This window comes from Spirosoma panaciterrae DSM 21099, assembly GCF_000374025.1.
Classification (GTDB): domain Bacteria; phylum Bacteroidota; class Bacteroidia; order Cytophagales; family Spirosomataceae; genus Spirosoma; species Spirosoma panaciterrae.
In genome coordinates this window covers 72,470-93,371 of sequence record NZ_KB893190.1, presented here as the reverse complement: position 1 = coordinate 93,371, position 20,902 = coordinate 72,470, and the positions used below count along the sequence as shown (strand labels likewise).

Genomic DNA, 20,902 nt, shown 5'->3' with positions numbered 1-20,902 from the left:
TCGTTCATCTTGACGGATAAGGACCAAACAGGCCTTTCACGGTCAGGTTTTCATTGGCATCGTTCAGGATAATGACCTGATAAGTAGCCCCACCGGGTGCTACCCGCACCACGATATGGCCCTTATCGCTCTTCAGCCGATTTACTAATTCGCCAATAACCAGTTTATTAGCTTCGAGCATATCGGTCGCAAAAACATCCCGTTCACCTGGGTATATTTCGGGCGAATACATCCGGTCCAGTACATCATGCCCTGGATGGTCGGACGACCACACGGGAATCACAAACACCCGTGGCCGAAGTGCGGCCAGCAGGTTGTCGTTTTGGGAGTCCCGGTTGCCGTGATGATCAAGAATATGAACGTCGACGGGACCAACTACCTTCGAAACAGGCGTCTCAACGTCGTTCCAGGCAGGCGAACCAAATCGGACCACGCCGGGCAAATCGCCCCCGAAAAGTAATCGAATGCACCATAGCGTAGCCGAATGGCAATACTGCACATATTTTCCGAAGGGAGCTGCGAGGTGTTCAGCGCTGAACGGTCGGGGAAGAGCTGCCGGGTAGCGGTTCCAGAACCTGTCCATAGCTCCCCATTGGCAATGATGTTTCGGATCTCAAATGTATTCGTATAAGCAGAAGGGTCTTTTTTCAGGACAATCTGGTCAGCTCGTCCGGGCTTGCTACGCTCAAAAACGGTACCTTTCTGCCTGCTGTGCCAGTCGACAAACGCCCGATAATTCGTCATCATAGAATTGTTCTGAGGGTAAGGATAGGCATAATCAGGCCATCCCCGATCAATCAGTTTATCGATGGGTAGAAAAGCCGCTACCTGTGTAATACCCGTCAATACAAAATTGCCCTGGTCTGCTTTGGGCGAAAGCGAGGACGGACTCCCCATGTGGTCATTATGAAAGTGGGTCAACTGGGCATAATCCAGCCTGGGTGGTAACTGGCTCATGGTCATCACTTTTGTAATGTACCTTGCGATCCACTCACCGGGCTGCCGATCGGCACTGGGTACGGCCCTGGTGTTCCGTGGACTTAAGGTCCGTTCGGAAGTAGGATCCAGCGCCCCGGCGTCGATCAGGAGGGTTGTTCCATCGGGTAGAATAAAAAACGTAGCGTTTCCTCGTCCCGTGTTGATGTGATGTATATCCAGAATACCTGATTTCCAGGGAGCGAGCGTTTCCCCTATCGGTTGGGCATTTCCAGTAAGGCTACACGCGTACAACAGTGTTATCAACAGCCAGAGAGTCGCTCTTGCTTTCATGGTGAATAGATGCTTAAGAATCTCCTCCTAAAAAGTCGCTGTAGCCACTAAACTACCAACCCCCTAACCGTAACCACGCCCCTGCCACTGAACGATTTTCATCCCTGCACGGGATGCTGAAGCAAGTTCATCCGTCAATTGAATGCGTCTACCCCGTCGATTCACGAATTCACTCTCATTTGTCTGCCTGGTTGGCACGGGAGCCGTAGGTTTGTCGACAGAACATTTGTTCAGATTTTACCAATTAACCTACGATATACGATGTCTGACCGTTTGCTAATCCTGTTCATTCTCAACCTGGGCACGGCGTTTGGTGCCGGGCTTTACGAAAGCCGAATCGTTCTTCCCCAGTGGTTTCCAAAATCCGTGAGCGGTGGCTACCAGATCGATACGTCGGCAATACGCAACTCTGACGTGGGGCGTCGTTTCTGGGCCTTTGTCACAACCCTTCCGCTTACAGTACTCACGTTGGCTAATCTGGTCATTGCGTGGCAAACGAACTCACCCAATCGATCTCTGTGGCTAGCCGCAGCCCTAATTTCATTGATCGAGCGTATCAGCACATTCACTTTTTTCATTCCCACGATTATCCGTTTGCAAAACACTCAATTGCCCGAGTCTGCTCCTACCAGCCGTTTAGCGGCATTTTGGATCCGAGCCAATTACCTGCGTAATGCCCTGGTGCTTATTGCCTGGGCTTTATCACTACTAGTTATTTCTCACTAGTAGTTACTAAATGTGACTTTTAGAAAAAACGAAGTCTATTAGAATAGAATGTTTAGCACTATTCTTTTACACAATGAAACGTAAACTTCTTTTACCGATCCCTGGCCCCTGGACACTCGTTTTTGCTATCTCGTTCGCCTTATTCATGCTGTTCGTAAACTTTATCTGGCATCTGTTCAGCTAACTGTTCAACCGAATATAGGGTGAGTACAAACCACTGATTTTGCGCGCCCTTGCGTAGGAGAAAACTACGCTAGAGCATGGCCCCTCTGATCAGCCTAAGGCTGTCTACTGACTGATCTTTCAAATACAGGAACTGCATCCGTTCGGGATCGTCCCGGTAGGATTCAAAATCAGCCTGTTCCGGAAATGTAACGATATGAATTTCGTATGGGTAGCCCATTTCGGTGGCAATGACGGCCTCTTTGGCTGGTCTTGCGCGGTATACCAACACACCATTGTGTCGTTGCAATAGCGGCAGAACGTGATCTTCAAAGGCATGAAAGGTCTCTTCCTGGCCCTCTTTCACGTACAGAATCTGAATGAAGTATAGCATCGGTTTTAGGATAGAAATGGAGTAAATGAGAAGGCACAGCGCAAACAGAGAATCAATACGTTACTCTGTGTCGCTGTGCCTCGGTGTTTATTTTGGGGATTTACTTTCTTCGACTTTCCAGAAAGTGTTCAATCCGGTCGATAGCCAGGTTCAGTTCGTCGATCGTTGGCAAACAAACGATTCGGAAGTGATCATTATGCGTATAGTTAAAGCCGTTACCAGATACAACCAGTACTTTTTGCTCGGTTAGCAGATTCAGCACAAAATCGTCATCGTCTTCCAGATGGAACTGGCTGAGATCGATTTTCGGAAAAATATATAAGGCGCCTTTGGGCTTCACGCACGTTATGCCCGGTATCGCAATCATGCGTTCATAGGCCAGCATCATCTGTTTATAGAGCCGCCCCGTGGGCATCACCAGATCGTTGATACTCTGATAGCCACCCAGAGCCGTTTGAATGGCAAACTGGGTAGGCACGTTGGCGCAGAGCCGCATACTCGCCAGCAAGGTCAGTCCTTCGATATACGATTTGGCTCGCTGACGCGCCCCGCTTAGAATCATCCAGCCCCCCCGGAAGCCAGCCGCCCGGTAGTTTTTGGATAACCCACCCATCGTGATACACAGGGTATCGTGGACCATTTTGGAAATTGGATAATGAACAGCCCCGTTGTAGAGAATACGGTCATAAATCTCATCCGAAAAGACAATCAACTTATGCCGTTCGGCGATCCGGGCAATGCCTTCCAGCGTTGCCTTGTCATACACAGCGCCCGTCGGATTATTGGGATTGATGACTACCACAGCCCGTGTACGCGGGGTAATTTTACGCTCCAGATCACGAAGGTCAGGATTCCAGTCGGCGGCTTCGTCGCAGATGTAATGAACGGGCTTTCCGCCACAGAAGGCTACAGAAGCCGTCCAGAGCGGGTAATCGGGCGATGGAACCAGAACCTCATCCCCTTCGTTGAGCAGGGCCTGCATAGAAAGCATGATCAACTCACTGACCCCGTTGCCGATGTAGATGTCGTTGATCGTAATCCCTTGCATGCCGATGTTCTGGGTATGGTGCATGACCGCCTTTCGGGCCGCAAACAAACCCCGCGAATCGGCATATCCCTGTGCATTGCGGATATTGAGAATAATATCGTGAACGATTTCGTCGGGCGCATCGAAGCCGAAGGTGGCCGGATTCCCGATGTTCAGGCTGATAATCTTATATCCCTGGCTCTCCAGTTCCAGCGATTTCTCATAAATAGGCCCCCGAATGTCGTATTTCAAATGCGTGAGCCGGTCACTTTTCAGTATTTCCATCCCAGGTACTTCTACTTCCTCAGGTATTTCGAGGTCAATGCTGTCTAATTCCATCCTGCAAAAGTACAGAAACTATCGAGTAAAATCAGAGGTAAATCAGGCAGTTACCAAAATATTCTATCCGTATTACGCACCAATATCCACCTTCTGCCAAACGTTTGGGAAGTATGCATAAAAATCCCCGCAAACCAGGCGATTTGCGGGGATCGATACCAACCTATCTTCTAACGGCTTACTTGTTGGGCACAAACAGCACGGCATCCGCTACGATGACCCCATCTGCTCCCTGTGTGGATACTTCGACATAGTTTTTCTGACCGGGCGATAACGAATACGCTCCCAATGACACCCACTCACCTGCGGTCTGTCCTTCTACCCGAATATCGGCTTCCCGGATGGTGACTGCTTTGGGTTGTTTGCCATCCGAAACGGTAATGTGTGTATTGGCCGACGCACCCGCCACTTTCGGAAAATACAGATACACCTGATACGTACCCGCTTTCGTTACTTCGGGCGTAAAGCGCATGCTTTTCACGGCCCCGTCGGCAGTTGTCGAAAAATAACTAAGTCCGTAAGCTCCTTTATTGTCGCGCTTCCATTCGCCCGTATGAGTCACATGGGCGGCATCATCATTATCGACCAGAATTTCGGGCGTACTGCCATCGGCCAGCGGATTAGCTTTAAGCAGTTGCTGCAATTTCTTCACGTCAATAGCCTGTACCGATGTGTTGCCATCGATGGCCATGCTGGCGGCAATGGCCGACGATTGCGCCAAGACCATGAAAACGGGCTCCATCCGAATCGATCCGTAGGCGATATGACTGGCCGACAGACAAACCGGCACCAGCAGGTTTTTACATTCGGCCGCTTTGGGGATCAGACAACGGTAAGCAATCGGATAAGGCGGGAAGCCACCCACCTGTACATCGCCCTCGTTCTTCACCATTTTCACCCCGTTTTTTTCGATGACAATTCGCTGGCAATTATGCGAGTCCATGGTATAGGCAGCCATGCCTACGCCATCCGGCACCACTTCGCGCCCCTGGCAATTGGCCTGAGTCATGACATACTCACCTACCATCCGCCGGGCTTCGCGAACATACATCTGGGTCGACCAGTTACCCGTGTCGGTGTATTCATCTTTTGGATACCCCAGTTTGAGCATTTCGGCCTGTATATCCTTTCGCATCCGGGGGTCATGCCCAATAAAATACAGCAGCCCTTTGTTATACAGTTCATGTTGCTTCTGAATCTCCGCCCGACGGGCATAACTCCCTTCGGGATACTCGTAGTTCATCCCGATCATATCGGTCGAAAACGGGCCGTTGTTGTTGATATCGGTTTTATGATTGGGCATCCAGTCGGGCTTCAGAATCGTATTGAAGGCCAGCTTCGGATTTTTGTCGATGGCCCGCAACAGAAGTTCATATCGGGTTGAATCGTATCCCTCCGGCTTTGTAATGGGGATCATATTGGCCTGGTCGCTGGTGAGGCAAATGCGGAAGTTATACGTCTGTACCTGTTTGTTACCACTGCCCATGGGCTGCAATTGAGCCGGACTAATGCCCCACAGCAATCCGCTCTCTGGTTTTCCGGGAACTTTGTACGGGTCCACACCATCGGCAAACTGGTGTTTATCCAGCAGTTGAACGCCGTTGTAGGTTTCGTTGTAGGTCTTGTTATCTTCCCGCCCAACGGTATAGCTAACGCCCGCTTTCGCCATCAGATCACCTTCATAGGTGCAATCCAGAAACATTTTCGCATTGATCACCCGGTTTCCTCCCCCACCCGTCGATGGCTCGATGGTGATGCTTTGAATCCGATCGCCCTGTTTTTTGGCCGACGCCAGGCGGTGGTTGTAGAGCACAGTTACATCGGCCCGTTTGATGTATTCCTTAAACAAGTTTTCAGCTACGTGCGGCTCAAAAATCCACTGCTCAAATTTTCCGTAATGTTTGCCAATACGGCGGTAATAATCACGGGCAATACCCGAAATGGCAAATTTATTACCAATGTCGGTGTACCCTAACCCCCCGGATGTCAGCCCTCCCAAATGTCGGCCGGGCTCGATCAGGATCACCGATTTGCCCATTTTTTTAGCTGTGTAAGCGGCCATAACCCCTGCCGATGAACCGCCGTATACGCACACATCGACGGTTACGGGTGTGGATTGAGCATCGAGTTTCGAATGAAAGACAGAAAAACAGATTACCAGTAGAAGGAGTTTTTTCATAAGGAATGGAAACAAATTGGCAGATACCTATACCCCAAAGTAACTTATCAGGCTACCCTACCTGTAACAATGCGTCAGACATGGCCAGGTAGGGTCAGTAATAGTCAAGTATAACCAGGAAGTGGTAGGTTACAATAAATGCCATTCTTGACATACCTGACCAATCTTGACCACACTTGACTACCCTATTTAATAGCCTGGATTTTGGGTTAATTGAGGGTTCACGTCGCGTTCGGTTTGCGGAATGGGGTACAAATAATGATGTTCATCGACCAGGATGCTGGGATTCTGGGCTTTCATAGCAGCAATGAGCCGTTTGGTACGCACCAGATCATACCAGCGATGCCCTTCAAAGGCTAATTCCAGCCGTCGTTCGAGCAGCACACTGTCGCGAAACTGCGCCTGACTCAGGTTGGCCGTTAGATTGGGCAAACCGGCCCGGTTCCGAATCCGATTGACATGGGCGTAGGCATCAGCATTATTGGGGCCCTGTTCGTTTAGGGCTTCGGCATACATCAGCAGCACATCGGGATACCGGATGATGGGATAATTGTTCCCTCCATCCCCATTGGCCGTAGCCGAGGGATCAAGGTATTTGTACACATAACAGGGAAACAATACGCTGGAAGGAGCCGCTGGCGTTGTGGTAGCCGAATAGAGTTTTAGCGTCACGTTTCGGCGTTTATCGTCGGCCCGGTAGGTCTTATAGAGGTTCTCCGTTGGTGGATCGTCACCAAATCCAGCCACCCCGTTCACCCGATCAAAATTGGGCCGCATGTACCCCTGCATCCAGCTTCCTTCGTTGAATCCGCCACTCAGCGCCTGCATTTCAAAGACGGCTTCCTTCCCGTTCTTGTTGGCAATCAGAAACGCATCGGCAAAGTTGGCCCATAAATCATAGGTACCCAGGTCGATCACTTCCTTCGCTTTGGCCGATGCTTTGGCCCATTCCTGACGGGTCAGATATACTTTCGCCAGAAACGCCTTGGCAGCCCCTTTTGTAGCCCGTCCTTTATCGGCCGTCGAATAGGTTGTCGGAAGGATATTCTCGGCCTCTGTAAAATCCTGTACAATCAGGGTATACACTTCATCGACGGAGGCTCTCGCTACGTTGAGATTGTCCAGCGAGGTAGTTTCGGTGGTAATCAAGGGCACCCCGCCAAACAAACGGACCAGGGTAAAATAATAGAAACCCCGCATGAACTTGGCCTCCGCAATGAAACGAGCCTTTGTGGTTTCGTCCATGGCAATCGCAGGCACCCGACCAATAACGGCATTGGCCCGGTTTATGGCCTGATACACCGTTGACCAGATCGACTGAAACGTAGCGGTTGCCGGGGTAAATGTAAACTTGTCCAGGTCATTCTTCGGCTGATTGGCGGTCGATCGCCCGTTACCCCATTCGGCATCGTCGGTGGCCTGATCCTGTAAGATCCACATGACCTGCGCGTACATATTGGCGTTGTTCAGAGGGTCATATACCGCACTGACGGCCGCTTTGGCATCGTCTGCATTTTTATAAAAATTGGTGGGGGTAAAGCTCGATTCAGGCTTCTGGTCCAGCACTTCACAGGCAGTTAAGGTAATGAGCGGAAGAACGAAAGCGAGAAAGTGCGAACGTTTTCGCCAGCAACTCGCCATCCATTTTGTCGATAAGTTCATACTTGTAAGATGTTTTGATTAGAAACCGACATTTAATCCAAACAGAATCGTTTTGGCAGCCGGGTAGCTGGCGTAGTCAAATCCCTGGCTGCGGCTATCCTGCCCAAATCGGTTTACTTCGGGATCATAGCCCGAGTAATTAGTCCAGGTCAGGTAGTTCTGAGCGGTCACGTATACGCGCAACGACTGAATTTTCATCGACTTCACTACGGCATTCGGCAGGTTATACGCCAGTTGTATATTTTTCAGCCGCAGGTACGAGCCATCTTCGATTTGCCGGGTCGACACGCGGTTGGCCGGTCGGGTTGTGGAGGCTCTTGGAATGTCGGTATTCGTGTTGGCTGGGGTCCACCGATTCAGCATGTCACGGTCCTGGTTGGATGTTGCGTTCAGATACTCCAGTTCATACCGATTGGCATTGAGAATGTTATTGCCATAAACGCCCTGAAAAAATGCCGTTAGCTCCAGCCCTTTGTACGAAAACGTATTGCTGATCCCACCAATAAATTTGGGTTGCGCCCGTCCGATGATCGTCCGGTCATTATCGTCGATTTTTTTATCGCCGTTCAGATCCAGGTATTTGCGGTCGCCGGGTTTACGCGCCTGCGGGTCACTTAGCGCAGCCAGTTCATCGGTGGTCTGGTACAATCCGTTGGTCACATAGCCGAAGAAGGTTCCCAGCGGCTCGCCGACCCGGATAATTCCCGAGTTGAGGTTCTGTCCGATATTCGCCACCTGTCCGGCAAAAATCTGGGGCACTCCACCAATGTCCAGTACTTTGTTGCGATTGAGGGAGAAGTTCAAATCGGTCCGCCATTTGAAGGCCCCGTCAAGATTGTAGGACGACAGACTCAGTTCAATGCCTTTATTTTCGACCTTCCCCAGGTTTTTGATCGCACTCGAAAAACCCGATGTGCTGGGTATGGTCACGTTCAGCAGCAGATCCTTTGTCCGTTTCACATAGAAATCGGCGGTTAAGGTGATCCGATTGTTCAGCAACCCAAGATCAAGACCCATGTCGGCCTGGGTAGTTGTTTCCCAGGATAAATCGGGGTTGGCGATCTGACCAGGACCCAGGCCTGTTGAGACCGCATTCCCAAACACATAGTTCTGGGTTCCCAGCAGCGAATAGGCCGGGTAGTTACCGATACCATCCTGATTACCCGTTGAGCCGTAGGTGGCCCGCAACTTAAGATCACTGATAGCTGAAACACGTTTCAGGAATGGCTCTTCGGAAACACGCCAGGCTAAAGCCGCCGAGGGGAAATACCCATACTGCTTGTTGGTACCGAACCGGGACGATCCATCCGCCCGAAAGGAGGCCGTGAGCAGATACTTATCCTTATACCCATAGTTGATCCGGGCCAGATACGATTGCAGCCCCCAGGTACCGACGCCCGAACTGGGCGTCAAGGGTACCGACCCCGAACCCAGATTACTCGACCCCAGGTTATCATTCACGAAGTTACGGGCGGCCGCTGTGCTCGTCTCCGTCCGGCTGGCCTGTTGGGTATACCCCAGCAGCGCCGTCAGGTTGTGCACGGTGTTAAACGTACGGGTATAGGTTAGCAGATTTTCATTCAACCAGGTCATGGATTGGCCGTTGAAGATCGAAGCGGCTCCCCCCTGCGCCAGTCCGCTCGACACCGACCGGGGCAAATAGGCGTCCTGCTTCTGCAAGATTCCATCAAGCCCCAGCGACACCCGCAGATTTAGCCCATTGATAATCTGATAGTCGCCAAATACGCTTCCAAACACCCGGTTTGCCGTATTCCGGTTTTTACTGTCGTTTGCCAGAGCCACCGGATTGTCGGCGGTAAAAGCAAGAGCAGGGTCCGTAATCAGGTAATTACCATCGGCACCCCGAACGGGTAAAATGGGCGGAAATTGCAGCGCGGCCATCGTTACCAGTCCGGCACTGCCCAGATCGCCATCGGTGCGGGATTGATTCGTTACGGTACGGCTAACCGTCAGGCTGTTACCGATCTTGATTTTTTCGGTTAGCTTACGGTCCAGATTAACCCGAAATGAATACCGTTCAAAATCGGAGTTGACCACAATCCCGTTCTGTTTGAAATACCCACCCGATATGGCATATTGCGTACGATCGTCGCCCCCGCTCATCGAGAGCTGGTAATTGGCCATCGGAGCCTGCCGGAAAATCTGATCCTGCCAGTCGGTACCTTCACCAAAGGCATCGACCTGAGCCTGTGTATATACAGCGGGCCGTCCTTCGTTGGTATTGGCATCATTCACAAACTGGGCATATTCTCGTGCATTCAAAACCGGATACTTCCGCCGAACATTCTGAATACCATAGTATACATCCAGATTAATGGTGGACTTCCCGGCTTTTCCCCGTTTCGTTGTAATGATAACGACCCCATTGGCTCCCCTGGATCCGTAGATAGCCGTTGAGGAAGCGTCTTTCAGCACAGAAATGGATTCGATGTCGCTGGGATTAAGCGTACTGAGCACATTGAAACTCGAACCGCTTCCGGCTCCGTCGTTCTTAAAGGGAATGCCATCGATCACATATAACGGTTCGTTGTCGCCCTGAATGGAGTTGCCTCCCCGGATTCGTATGCTGGTGCTGCTGCCCGGCGCACCCGAGTTCTGGGTAATCTGTACCCCGGCTGCCCGGCCCTGAATGGCCTGATCGAGCGATGTAACGGCTACTTTACGAATCTCATCCACCGGAACGGTTGAGACGGCTCCCGTCAGGTCGCTCTTTTTCACCTGACCATACCCCACAACGACTACTTCATTCAGTGATTTAGTATCGGGAACCAGTTGTACATCGATCGTTGATTGATTCCGCACTTCCCGCTCCTGGCTGGTATACCCAACAAAACTGAAGACCAGAATTACCCTGTCATTGGTCACGGTCAGGCTGTATCGCCCCTGCGCGTCGGTGGTGGTACCTCGAGGTGACCCTTTCACCACCACACTGACACCTGGCAGGGCTTCACCCGTTTCGCTGGTGACCCGCCCACTCACCCGACTATCAGTCTGATTAAGTTCGGTCATTTGAGCAACGGCCAGATTGGCCAATCCGGATAGCTGAACAGGGCCCGCCGTTGTCGTGGTCGTAGCGGCTTCGGGAGTACGGATGATGACCCGGTCCGTGTTTTTCGGCGGCAAAATCAGGTAAGCCCCTGAACGTAGTTTCTTAAACCGAAGGCCAACGGGTTTCAGCAGGGCATTCAGATTAGTTTCGAGTCGGCTGCCCAGATTGAGCGATTCCAGTGGACTGAAGTGCCTGGCCACCACCGACTCTTCGAAAAGGATATCGACGCCATAATGGTCTTTCAACTGGAGGAGCGTCTGTCGGAGCGACTGATTGGCCACGCTGACCTCTTTCCCCTTCGTCGGCTGCCCATTATCGATCTGCTGGTTCGTGCGGGCATAAGCAAGGGTTTGGGCTATGGTATGCCCATAACCAACACTGAGCAACCAACCGGTGATCAGCGCAAACGGTAGTGATTTTGTCATTGAGTAAGCTGGGTTTCGGAAGCAGTGGAAAAAACAAGTTTCTGGTCGCGGTGGCTGACACGCAGTCCCAGCAACTCAGCCAGGGCCTCGGCTAGTTCGTCGGACGACCCGGCCCGGATGGTTCCGGTAAGGGTTCGACGGGCCAGCGCCGGATCGGTAAGTTGAACGGTTACCCCAAACACGGTCTGAATCTGATGGGCCACATCACGCAATGGGGTATTGTTGAAGCTGAACAGTCGATAGCGCCATTCCGCAAATTGCGTGGTATCGGCCTGAATATGTCTTCGCAAAGCGCCCCGGCCGTCCAGCGTAACCCGATCGCCGGGTTTCATAAGCAGTTGTTGCTCAGGCTGGTCTGCCACTGTATAATGCAGGTTGACCTTCCCTCGTTTGAGCACCACTTCAGCCTGGTCCGTTCGACTTCGTACCGAAAATTCTGTTCCCAGAACCTCAACAGCCAATCCATCCAGAGCCTGTACCACAAACGGCTGGTCATCCGGTAAATGCTTTACCGAAAATACAGCATCGCCCGTCAGCAATACATTCCGGGAGAGCCAGCCATAGCCCAGCCGGGGTATCCGTAAGTTCGAATTACTATTGAGGGCTACCGTTGACCCATCGGGCAGTTCCAGGGAGCGCAACTGGTACCGATTTGTAACAATCGTTCGGTAAAACAGGGCATTTCGGAATACCCATCCGCCCGCCAGCAAAGCCAGCCCGACTGAAGCGGCTGCCACCCACCTACCCGGCCGCCACAGGTGTTGCCTGGTTGTTTCAATTGGCCACAGCGGGGGCGCATGAATCTCGGAAGGCGAATCGAGCCGTTGCCGGAACCCTTCCAGATGGTGCGCCACATCGGGTGTATACTGCGGAAAGCTCCGTTCCCATTCATCGAGCCATTGGAAGTACAGTTCCCGGCTACCCGACTGGGCGAGCCATTCACCAATCGCTTTTTGCTGAACCGATGTTGCCTGCCCGGCAAAGTAGGTAAAAATCAATTCTTTAGAAGGTTGCATACCAGGTAGCTAGTTCGTTGAGTGTCAGAACAGGAGGGTAATCAGCAGGAGGCTCCAGCTAATCAATCGCTGATTACGAAGTAGTTGCCGTACCGTAGAGGTTGCCCGTAGAAGATGATTTTCAACGGTTTTCGGTGAAATACCCATTTCCTGGGCGATTTCCTTGTACGATTTACCCTCAAAACGGCTCAGCAGAAATACCCGCTGGCGTTGTGCCGGAAGTTGCTGAACCGCGTGCTCCAGGGCCCGATACAGTTCATCCTGTTGAAGCAACCGATCGGGCTGGGTGGTGTCGAGGTCGGGATGATCGAGATGATCGGGAAGAACTTCCTGTCGCCCTAATTCCCAGCGAAGGCTGTTGTAGGCACGGTTACGGGCTGCCTGGTAGAGGTAAGCGCGGTAAGAACCCGTGACCTGTTTATACAGCTCTTTTGTATAAAACGTGTAGAACAAATCAGCTACCAGATCCTCAGCAAGTTGCCGGTTATAGACATACCGAACCACATGGCTGCATAACGGAGCAAAATACTGCCTGAAGAGTAGCTCGCACCCGAGTCGAGGATCATCGTTGAATGCATTACGGATAAATAATTCACCGTCGTTGGGCATTGGATTCGGCGCGTCGGCCTGACTCCTGACGAGTGGTACTTGTCCATCAGAATCGGGTCCCATTGGTCGGAGAATAGCAAACACAGGAGCAGGCATTGCGTTGAGGGTCTGGTATGGTAAAGACAAGTTCAGCCCGAAAATCCCCCAATCGATTTTTATTTTTTATCCATAAAATGCAAATCAACCCGTTGAGCGTTCTCTTCTGGCGGCTGAGGTTCGGGAGTCAAATCAGGTGTAGACACCTATTGCCGAGACATGGGTTGGGTAGCCCATGGCGACTCCTGTCTTTTGGTTTAAACTAACTTATTCAGTCCTTTATGCCACTCCACCGTACCCTGCTGCTGTCTGTTCTTAGCTGTTTTTTTCTATCGGGCACGTTGGCCCAGACACCTCCTCCGCAAAAGCTGTATATGTACCTGATCTATCACAAACTGAATCCGGGACTCACGATTCAGGATGCGCTTCCTGTGGAGCGGGAGTGGAAAAAGATCAACCAGGCGGCTGTTGACGAAGGACGGCTTGAAGGCTGGTATATGACCGTCAAACAGTTTACGTCAAATCCCAACCAGACCGAATACGATTACGTCACGCGCATTATTTCGAAGGAAATGGCCATTCGTGGGGCTTCGCCCGAAGCCATGGCCCGGATCTATGGCGACAGTGTACAGGCCAAAATGGCCGACCTGCAAAAGCGGGATCGCAACACGGCTCCGGTTGTAAAAATGGAAATCTGGGAAATCAGCGACGGAACCTACGCGCCTACGTTTGCTCCCGACAACACCCAGTTTATGATCGTGGAACGCATGAAGCGTCTTACACCGGGAGCCGATTACGAGAGTGTGCTCAAACAAATAAAGAAGTTGGGCGAAGAGCGCATCAAACGGGGGAATTTGCTGGCCTGGGATTTTGCCTCGCTGGTGATTCCGAATGGGAGCGAAAAAGGCTATGAATTCAGTACCTCGCAGTTTGTCAAGAGTTTGAGCGATGTAGCCAATCCGGTTCAGGCTGATTCGCCTACTCCCATTATGCCAGCCACGGCCTATAAGCAACTTCGAAGTCAGACCGCCCAAACATTCGATGTGGTTCGGCAGGAAGTGTACCGATTTATGGAATACACGACCAAACCAGGCAACTAACCTGGTGGACTGTTGGCTCGCAACCTCCTCCCGTTTTAAACTTTCCGGCCCTTTTTTAGTAATGCAACAAAGATCCGAACGAACCGATCGGTTCTTTGTTGCTATGGCGATTACATGCTAAAAAAAATGGAAACGAAAGAGACTGACTTACATGGAAATGCTCCCGATTCGTCGCCTGTCGTTTTGTTGATTATCGATATGATTAACGACCTGGAATTTCCGGGGGGCGATGAACTGGAAACACCCGCCCGCAAGGCAGCTGATGCCATTGTTGCCTTAAAACGCAGGGCAAAGGCACAAAAGATTCCGGTAGTTTATGTGAATGATAATTTTGGGCGCTGGCGTTCTGACTTTACCGAGGTTACTGACCACGTACTGCACGATGGGGTCAGGGGCCGCTATCTGGCCGAGGTACTGACACCCGATTCCGACGATTATTTTGTACTCAAGCCAAAGCATTCGGGGTTTTACGCCACTACGCTCGATACGTTGCTGACGTATCTGAAAGCCAGTCATTTAATTCTAACAGGTATTAGTGCCGATTCATGCATTCTGTTCACGGCCAATGACGCCTACATGCGCGATCTGAAGCTGTCCATACCTGCCGACTGTGTAGCCGCCATAAAGCCAACCTACACATCGGAAGCGCTGGCTTACATGAAACGAACGCTCAACGCCGACACGACGCCTTCAACCGAACTGAATCTGGACGAATTGGTTCAAGTCGATCAGGATGCAGAGAAAGTCTGTTAGCTACATGCGCGTTATTGCCCTTCGTTGATAGAAGGGCAATAACGCGCATGTGGTACTTTCGATTGACTCAAACCAGTTTGTCAGCCAGTAGTCAGTTATTGCACAGGCGTAACGCTATAGCCTTTTTTGCGGAGAAGATTGATAACGCCGTTTTCATTGCCGAGATGGCCCGCTCCAAACGCAAAAAAGGTGGGCTTTTCCCTGGCTGCTTTTTCAATAACCGGAATCCAGCTCGTATTGCGCTTTTCGAGCAGATCACCCTCAAACTCATTCATACCTGCATCGAACTGACTGGTTTTCATTTGCTTCATCAGTTTTTCCAGATCATGGGCTTTGTAGGCCGTCAGAAAGTTCTGAAATTCTTTACTGGCCTCTTCGGGTTTACGAGCCATATCGACCAGGCTTTTGAATTGCACATCCAGCGGAATTTTGTCCAGGGCAGCCATCTGTGCCTCCAGCGATTCAAGCCCAAGTACTTCTTTTTTCTCTTTCTGAGCCATCTGCATAAAGGTCAGGTCATAGGAAGCAGGCTCACAATTCAGGATCCCCATGTACATCAGGGACAATAAGCCAATGGGTTTCATCATGCCCAACTGCGCCAGATTCATATTCATTTTCTGCTTTAAATACGATTCCAGCAGTTTATAATCATCCGCCGAGAGGTAGTCTTTCGCCGTCTTCCCGTTGGTCATCATGGCGGCTTTCATCATACCTGCCATCATAGTCGGGTCATCCAGATCCAGTTCCAGATACACCTGCTGCGCATCACTGACAGCCTTTTTTGCCTCGTCTGAAATCGACAAATCCGTTGGACAAACCATATGAAATGTCCCATAGAGATAAGACGGCTGTGTCAGACCCGGTCCTGTTACTTTATAGAGCAATGCGTGGTCCTGGGCCTGCGTACAGAAGGCACTCAACAGCCACCACACCAACGGAACCACCTTTACCTGTATTTGCATAAAATTCGTTTAAAGTCTGTATACAAATGTACTAAAACAAACCATCGTTAAATGCCGTAATTCACAGACGAACCGTTCATACGAAATACATTTCCGCCGAGTGTGTAACTTTGGAGGAGTAGCCGAGTTCTCAATCAATACCCAGCATGGTAGCCCAACAGCCTAAACCCGTTCAATCGCAAGCGTTTGCCCATAAAATCCGCCTGGTAACAGCGGCTTCCCTATTCGACGGGCACGACGCAGCCATCAATCTGATGCGCCGACTCATGCAGGCAGCCGGTGCCGAAGTGATTCATCTGGGCCATAATCGGTCAGTGGCCGAAATTGTCGACTGCGCCATTCAGGAAGATGTTCAGGGAATTGCGGTGACCAGTTATCAGGGAGGCCATCTCGAATTCTTTAAATATATGTACGATCTGCTGCACGAGCGTGGGGCTGGTCATATCAAAATCTTCGGGGGTGGTGGCGGTACGATTCTGCCAACCGAGATCGAGGAGCTTCAGGCGTATGGCATAGCCCGAATCTACTCGCCCGACGACGGCCGGACTATGGGATTGCAGGGAATGATCGATGATGTATTGCACCAGTGCGACTTTGCTCCCCCAGCTCCCGATTCGAAAACGGCGGTCCTTTCACCTACTGAACCGAATACCCTTGCCCGATTCATTACCTCCGCCGAAAATCATCCTGAGCAATTTGCCCATGCATTCCGCCCGGTCATCCTTCATTCGACGGCCGTTTTAGGGATTACGGGTACAGGCGGTGCCGGTAAATCATCGCTGGTCGATGAACTGGTGCTTCGATTTTTGCGTCGATACCCCGACAAAACCCTGGCCATCCTCTCCGTCGATCCATCAAAACGAAAAACAGGGGGGGCGTTGCTGGGTGATCGAATTCGGATGAATGCCATTCAGTCGCCAAGAGTGTATATGCGTTCGCTGGCAACCCGCCAATCGAACCTGGCGCTGAGCCGTCATGTACAAGATGCCATCGATGTGTGTAAAGCAGCTCATTTTGACCTGATTATCGTTGAAACCTCGGGGATTGGGCAGTCGGACACCGAGATTACCGAACATGCCGACAAAACGCTCTATGTGATGACCGCTGAATATGGCGCAGCAACCCAACTCGAAAAAATCGACATGCTTGATTTTGCCGATGTGATTGCTATCAACAAATTCGACAAACGAGGCTCACTGGATGCTCTACGCGATGTTCGAAAACAATATCGGCGCAATCATAATTTATGGGATGTTTCAGACGACGAACTACCTATTCTGGGAACCGTAGCCGCCCAATTCAACGATCCGGGGATGAATGCCCTGTTTGATCGGTTGATGAGTCTGGTTGGCGTGGGGCAAGGGGCTGGGGATATAAAGCCGGGAAGCCTTACCACCGCACCTAGCCCAGAGCTTCTGGCTCCCAGCCCCATCATCCCCCCAAGCCGGGTTCGGTATCTGGCTGAGATTGTCGAAGAAAGCCGACGGTACGACGCCTTTGTGCAGGAACAGACCACGCTGGCCCGGCAACTGTATCAGATTCAGGGAACCCTGGCCCTACTGGCAGAGGGTGTGGTTAAAGATGAATTGCAAACGTTATACAACGAGCTTGACGTACGGCTCCATCCTGACGGCCGCACCTTACTCAGCCAATGGCCTGCTCTACAGCAACGCTATACGGCTGAGGTTTATGAATACACGGTTCGGGACAAAGTGATCCGGCAGCCATTGTTTTCCGAAACCTTATCGCACCTGAAAATCCCGAAAGTCAGCTTACCCAAATACCACGATTGGGGCGATGTACTGCGCTGGCTACTGACGGAGAACGTACCGGGTGAGTTTCCGTATGCGGCTGGGGTATTTCCACTCAAACGCGAAGGCGAAGACCCTACCCGTATGTTTGCCGGTGAGGGTGGCCCCGAACGCACCAATCGCCGGTTTCACTACGTCTCGAAAGGGCTGCCTGCCAAGCGACTCTCAACCGCCTTCGATTCGGTAACGCTTTATGGGGAAGACCCAGCCATGCGGCCCGATATTTTTGGTAAGATTGGCAATTCCGGAGTCAGCATTTGCACCCTCGACGATGCCAAGAAGCTTTACTCCGGCTTCGATCTTTGCGATCCGGCCACCTCGGTTTCCATGACCATCAACGGCCCTGCCCCTATGCTGCTGGGCTTCTTCCTGAATGCAGCCATCGACCAGCAGTGTGAGAAATGGTTAAGGGCAGAGGGCAGTGGGCTTAGGGCAGAGGGCAATTCTTATCCTGTTGCCCCAAGCCCTCTGCCCTCTGCTCCTTCCTACAACGGGCCTCTTCCTGAGGGGAATAACGGACTGGGGTTGATGCTGCTTGGGACCACGGGCGATAAGGTATTGCCGAAAGAGGTGTACGAAAAAATCAAAGCGGATACCCTACGGCGCGTACGGGGAACCGTTCAGGCTGATATTCTGAAGGAGGATCAGGCGCAGAATACCTGCATTTTCTCGACCGAATTTGCGCTCAAAATGATGGGCGATATTCAGCAGTATTTTACTGATAACCGGGTACAGAATTTTTATTCTGTTTCAATTTCGGGCTATCACATTGCCGAAGCGGGTGCCAACCCAATTTCGCAATTAGCCTTTACCCTGTCGAACGGGTTCACGTTTGTAGAATATTACCTGAGCCGGGGGATGCATATCGACAATTTTGCACCAAACCTGTCGTTTTTCTTCTCGAACGGTATGGACCCCGAATACACGGTGCTTGGTCGTGTGGCCCGGAGAATCTGGGCAAAAGCGATGAAGCACAAGTACAAAGCCAATGACCGTTCGCAGAAACTAAAGTACCATATTCAGACATCGGGGCGGAGTTTGCATGCCCAGGAAATTGCCTTTAACGACATTCGTACCACGCTACAGGCACTACTGGCCATTTACGACAACTGCAACTCGCTGCATACCAATGCATATGATGAAGCCATTACAACCCCCACGGAAGAATCTGTTCGACGGGCGATGGCCATTCAGTTGATTATCAATCGTGAGTTTGGACTGACCAAAAATGAAAATCCATTGCAGGGAGCTTTTGTTGTCGAAGAGTTGACGGATCTGGTCGAAGAAGCTGTTTATCAGGAATTCCTGGCCATCAACGAACGGGGTGGGGTTCTGGGGGCTATGGAGCGCATGTACCAGCGTAGCAAAATCCAGGAAGAGTCGATGTATTACGAGACCCTGAAACACAATGGCCAGTTACCGATTGTGGGAGTCAATACCTTCCTCGATCCAGCCGGTTCGCCTACGGTTGTTCCCCGCGAAGTCATTCGCTCAACGGACGAAGAAAAACGATATGCCGTCGATTCGTGTCAGGCATTTCAGGCAAAGCACCAGGCCGAAGCAGCTATCGCACTGACCAATTTGCAGGCAACCGCATTGGCCAATGGCAATCTGTTCGAAAGCCTGATGGAAGCCACTAAAGTCTGTTCTCTCGGTCAATTGTCCAATGCCCTGTATGCCGTGGGAGGCCAGTATCGGCGAAATATGTAATTACCACACCACACCGCTAAACGATTCAAAAACTGATATAATCAGCTATTTAGTCATTGGCATTGGGGAACCCTTACACAAATTGATCAACTGTTCGTGAGCACGAACGAATGCCGAACCAAGGCCAATGAACGATGAACCGTAACCTGTATTTCTGTATTGTCGTACTGCTGAGTACCTGTTTCCTGGGCTGTCAGACGAAGCGCAACGACGAAACTACTTCGACCGAGGCTACACAACCCTCGGTAGCCACACTGTCCAAAAATACCTTTACTCTGGGCGATACGCTACAGATTCAACTGAATCAGCCACTGACCGAGGCCAGGGTTACATTGGGGGCCAATCCTGTACCGATTATTCAACAGACGGATAGTGCACTGACCATCCGGGCTACGTCTCGAAAAACCGGACTGCAACCACTCTTGGTTGCCGGTAAACTGCGTAATCAATCGATTATCGCCGATACGCTATCAGTTGAGTTATGGTCCGATTTCAGACCTGTATCACTTTCCTATTCGGTGCTAAAACAATTTCCGCATGAGGCCAGCAGCTTTACGCAGGGACTGGAGTTTTACCAGGGCAATCTGTATGAAAGCACAGGCCTTAATGGTCAGTCAAAACTGATGCTGGTCGATCTGGCGACGGGTGCCATCAAAAAATCGGTTCCTTTAGCCAGCCAATACTTTGGAGAGGGAATAACTATTTTCCGCGACAAAATTTACCAGCTTACCTGGACGTCGGGCGTATGCTTTCGGTACAATATGGATTTTTCACTCGAGAAGACTTTCACCTACCATACCCAGGGTTGGGGACTCACCCATACCGACTCGACATTAATTCTGAGCGATGGGACCAATCGACTTTTTTTCCTTACGCCAGATTTTCGTCGCAAAGGCGAATTATCGGTTTACGATAATTTAGGTCCGGTGATGAACCTCAACGAACTGGAATACGTGAATGGCTACGTATTTGCCAATGTGTGGCAAACCAACCGCATCGTCCAGATCGATTTAACGACCGGAAAGGTTGTTGGTGAGCTTTCGATGGAAGCTATTTTACCCAGAACGATTGATACCAAGGCCAATGTGCTGAATGGGATTGCATACCGGGCCGACGAACATGCGTTTTATGTAACGGGCAAAAACTGGCCAACCTTGTTTAAAATACAGCTAAAGAGCCAGCCGAAACAGGTTGTAGCCCTGCGCTGATACGGCAACGGATTGGCTGACCTGACAATGTGCATCAGCCAGCCAATCCGTTGCCAAACGTCTTATTCGGCTTCTTCGACAGTGGCGTCGGGAGCATTGCGCTTAACGGAGTCTATACCGTTTTCGCGGCTGGCTACAGCCTCATACATCTCACTGCTCCCGATGATCTGGCCGTTGCCCGCTTTCAGATTGAAGTAATATTTGCCGTTTGATGATTCTTTACGATCGTATCGGCCATCATCCGGTGCATTTTTCCGCACCGATTCAATACCGTTTTCGCAGGCAGCCTTGCTTGAGTAGCCTTCGCTCGATAGAATAACCTGCCCGTTACCGGCTTTCAAATTAAATTGATACTCGCCATTCTTGCGGATTGAAATAACAAACTTTCCCATTTGATACAGTGAATTAAGGGTGACATCACTGTAAATTAAGTCACTTCCTGTT

16 protein-coding genes are annotated in these 20,902 nt (G+C 50.9%); 5 read left to right on the top strand and 11 right to left on the bottom strand.

The window, feature by feature from the left end; all coding sequences use genetic code 11:
• Window positions 1-4: 4 nt before the first annotated feature.
• Together B153_RS38580 and B153_RS35450 are read right to left on the bottom strand one after the other, a co-directional pair.
• Complete coding sequence (locus B153_RS38580) at window positions 5-433, bottom strand: hypothetical protein (RefSeq protein WP_245564910.1); 429 nt, start codon at window positions 431-433, stop codon at window positions 5-7.
• Window positions 376-1,269 carry a ComEC/Rec2 family competence protein gene (locus B153_RS35450; protein ID WP_245564909.1) on the bottom strand — a complete coding sequence of 298 codons (894 nt, stop codon included), beginning with the start codon at window positions 1,267-1,269 and terminating at the stop codon, window positions 376-378. Before B153_RS35450 ends, B153_RS38580 begins: the two co-directional genes overlap by 58 nt.
• A 261-nt stretch (window positions 1,270-1,530) precedes the next feature.
• Here B153_RS35450 and B153_RS0119210 point away from each other — a divergent pair, with 261 nt between their 5' ends.
• Window positions 1,531-1,995 carry a hypothetical protein gene (locus tag B153_RS0119210; protein ID WP_020598370.1) on the top strand — a complete coding sequence of 155 codons (465 nt, stop codon included), beginning with the start codon at window positions 1,531-1,533 and terminating at the stop codon, window positions 1,993-1,995.
• Between the two features lie 253 nt (window positions 1,996-2,248).
• Here B153_RS0119210 and B153_RS0119205 read toward each other — a convergent pair whose 3' ends face one another.
• From B153_RS0119205 to B153_RS0119175, 7 genes are all read right to left on the bottom strand, one after another.
• A complete protein-coding gene (locus B153_RS0119205; protein WP_020598369.1) occupies window positions 2,249-2,551 on the bottom strand; it encodes a hypothetical protein in 303 nt (100 codons plus the stop codon).
• 100 nt (window positions 2,552-2,651) lie between these two features.
• Window positions 2,652-3,863 carry a pyridoxal phosphate-dependent aminotransferase gene (locus tag B153_RS0119200; protein WP_026262274.1) on the bottom strand — a complete coding sequence of 404 codons (1,212 nt, stop codon included), beginning with the start codon at window positions 3,861-3,863 and terminating at the stop codon, window positions 2,652-2,654.
• Window positions 3,864-4,095: 232 nt separating this feature from the next.
• On the bottom strand, window positions 4,096-6,096 hold the full coding sequence (locus tag B153_RS0119195) for an FAD-dependent oxidoreductase (protein ID WP_020598367.1): 2,001 nt from the start codon (window positions 6,094-6,096) through the stop codon (window positions 4,096-4,098).
• 189 nt (window positions 6,097-6,285) lie between these two features.
• Window positions 6,286-7,758, bottom strand: a complete 1,473-nt coding sequence (locus B153_RS0119190; RefSeq protein ID WP_020598366.1) for a RagB/SusD family nutrient uptake outer membrane protein — start codon at window positions 7,756-7,758, stop codon at window positions 6,286-6,288.
• 18 nt (window positions 7,759-7,776) lie between these two features.
• The gene (locus B153_RS0119185; RefSeq protein ID WP_020598365.1) at window positions 7,777-11,253 is read right to left on the bottom strand and encodes a SusC/RagA family TonB-linked outer membrane protein; all 3,477 of its coding nucleotides are present in this window, start codon (window positions 11,251-11,253) and stop codon (window positions 7,777-7,779) included.
• On the bottom strand, window positions 11,250-12,269 hold the full coding sequence (locus B153_RS0119180) for a FecR family protein (protein ID WP_020598364.1): 1,020 nt from the start codon (window positions 12,267-12,269) through the stop codon (window positions 11,250-11,252). The genes B153_RS0119185 and B153_RS0119180 overlap by 4 nt, the downstream gene beginning before the upstream one ends.
• A gap of 24 nt (window positions 12,270-12,293) precedes the next feature.
• Window positions 12,294-12,974, bottom strand: coding sequence for an RNA polymerase sigma factor (locus tag B153_RS0119175; protein ID WP_245564908.1), 681 nt, complete (start codon window positions 12,972-12,974; stop codon window positions 12,294-12,296).
• Window positions 12,975-13,195: 221 nt separating this feature from the next.
• Here B153_RS0119175 and B153_RS0119170 point away from each other — a divergent pair, with 221 nt between their 5' ends.
• Both B153_RS0119170 and B153_RS0119165 read left to right on the top strand, forming a co-directional pair.
• The gene (locus tag B153_RS0119170; protein ID WP_020598362.1) at window positions 13,196-14,014 is read left to right on the top strand and encodes a hypothetical protein; all 819 of its coding nucleotides are present in this window, start codon (window positions 13,196-13,198) and stop codon (window positions 14,012-14,014) included.
• A 126-nt stretch (window positions 14,015-14,140) separates the two neighbouring features.
• Window positions 14,141-14,767: a cysteine hydrolase family protein gene (locus B153_RS0119165; RefSeq protein WP_040761704.1), complete on the top strand. Its 627-nt coding sequence runs from the start codon at window positions 14,141-14,143 to the stop codon at window positions 14,765-14,767.
• A gap of 95 nt (window positions 14,768-14,862) precedes the next feature.
• On the opposite strand, the gene B153_RS0119160 is transcribed toward B153_RS0119165, so the two are convergent.
• Window positions 14,863-15,729, bottom strand: a complete 867-nt coding sequence (locus B153_RS0119160; RefSeq protein ID WP_020598360.1) for a TraB/GumN family protein — start codon at window positions 15,727-15,729, stop codon at window positions 14,863-14,865.
• 146 nt (window positions 15,730-15,875) lie between these two features.
• On the opposite strand from B153_RS0119160, the gene B153_RS0119155 reads away from it, so the two are divergent.
• On the top strand, window positions 15,876-19,250 hold the full coding sequence (locus B153_RS0119155; protein WP_020598359.1) for a methylmalonyl-CoA mutase family protein: 3,375 nt from the start codon (window positions 15,876-15,878) through the stop codon (window positions 19,248-19,250).
• A 134-nt stretch (window positions 19,251-19,384) separates the two neighbouring features.
• Window positions 19,385-20,458, top strand: coding sequence for a glutaminyl-peptide cyclotransferase (locus tag B153_RS0119150; protein ID WP_020598358.1), 1,074 nt, complete (start codon window positions 19,385-19,387; stop codon window positions 20,456-20,458).
• 62 nt (window positions 20,459-20,520) lie between these two features.
• Here the strand turns inward: B153_RS0119150 and B153_RS0119145 are convergent, their stop codons facing one another.
• Entirely contained in the window at window positions 20,521-20,850 is a 330-nt protein-coding gene (locus tag B153_RS0119145; RefSeq protein WP_020598357.1) for a YegP family protein, read from the bottom strand.
• Between the last annotated feature and the right edge of the window lie 52 nt (window positions 20,851-20,902).

Excerpts from the sequence above, each read along its gene's own strand:
- B153_RS35450 (WP_245564909.1), bottom strand. The coding sequence starts at position 1,269 with ATGAAAGCAAGAGCGACTCTCTGGCTGTTGATAACACTGTTGTACGCG.
- B153_RS0119210 (WP_020598370.1), top strand. The coding sequence starts at position 1,531 with ATGTCTGACCGTTTGCTAATCCTGTTCATTCTCAACCTGGGCACGGCG.
- B153_RS0119205 (WP_020598369.1), bottom strand. The coding sequence starts at position 2,551 with ATGCTATACTTCATTCAGATTCTGTACGTGAAAGAGGGCCAGGAAGAG.
- B153_RS0119200 (WP_026262274.1), bottom strand. The coding sequence starts at position 3,863 with ATGGAAATACTGAAAAGTGACCGGCTCACGCATTTGAAATACGACATT.
- B153_RS0119195 (WP_020598367.1), bottom strand. The coding sequence starts at position 6,096 with ATGAAAAAACTCCTTCTACTGGTAATCTGTTTTTCTGTCTTTCATTCG.
- B153_RS0119190 (WP_020598366.1), bottom strand. The coding sequence starts at position 7,758 with ATGAACTTATCGACAAAATGGATGGCGAGTTGCTGGCGAAAACGTTCG.
- B153_RS0119185 (WP_020598365.1), bottom strand. The coding sequence starts at position 11,253 with ATGACAAAATCACTACCGTTTGCGCTGATCACCGGTTGGTTGCTCAGT.
- B153_RS0119180 (WP_020598364.1), bottom strand. The coding sequence starts at position 12,269 with ATGCAACCTTCTAAAGAATTGATTTTTACCTACTTTGCCGGGCAGGCA.
- B153_RS0119175 (WP_245564908.1), bottom strand. The coding sequence starts at position 12,974 with ATGCCTGCTCCTGTGTTTGCTATTCTCCGACCAATGGGACCCGATTCT.
- B153_RS0119170 (WP_020598362.1), top strand. The coding sequence starts at position 13,196 with ATGCCACTCCACCGTACCCTGCTGCTGTCTGTTCTTAGCTGTTTTTTT.
- B153_RS0119165 (WP_040761704.1), top strand. The coding sequence starts at position 14,141 with ATGGAAACGAAAGAGACTGACTTACATGGAAATGCTCCCGATTCGTCG.
- B153_RS0119160 (WP_020598360.1), bottom strand. The coding sequence starts at position 15,729 with ATGCAAATACAGGTAAAGGTGGTTCCGTTGGTGTGGTGGCTGTTGAGT.
- B153_RS0119155 (WP_020598359.1), top strand. The coding sequence starts at position 15,876 with ATGGTAGCCCAACAGCCTAAACCCGTTCAATCGCAAGCGTTTGCCCAT.
- B153_RS0119150 (WP_020598358.1), top strand. The coding sequence starts at position 19,385 with ATGAACCGTAACCTGTATTTCTGTATTGTCGTACTGCTGAGTACCTGT.
- B153_RS0119145 (WP_020598357.1), bottom strand. The coding sequence starts at position 20,850 with ATGGGAAAGTTTGTTATTTCAATCCGCAAGAATGGCGAGTATCAATTT.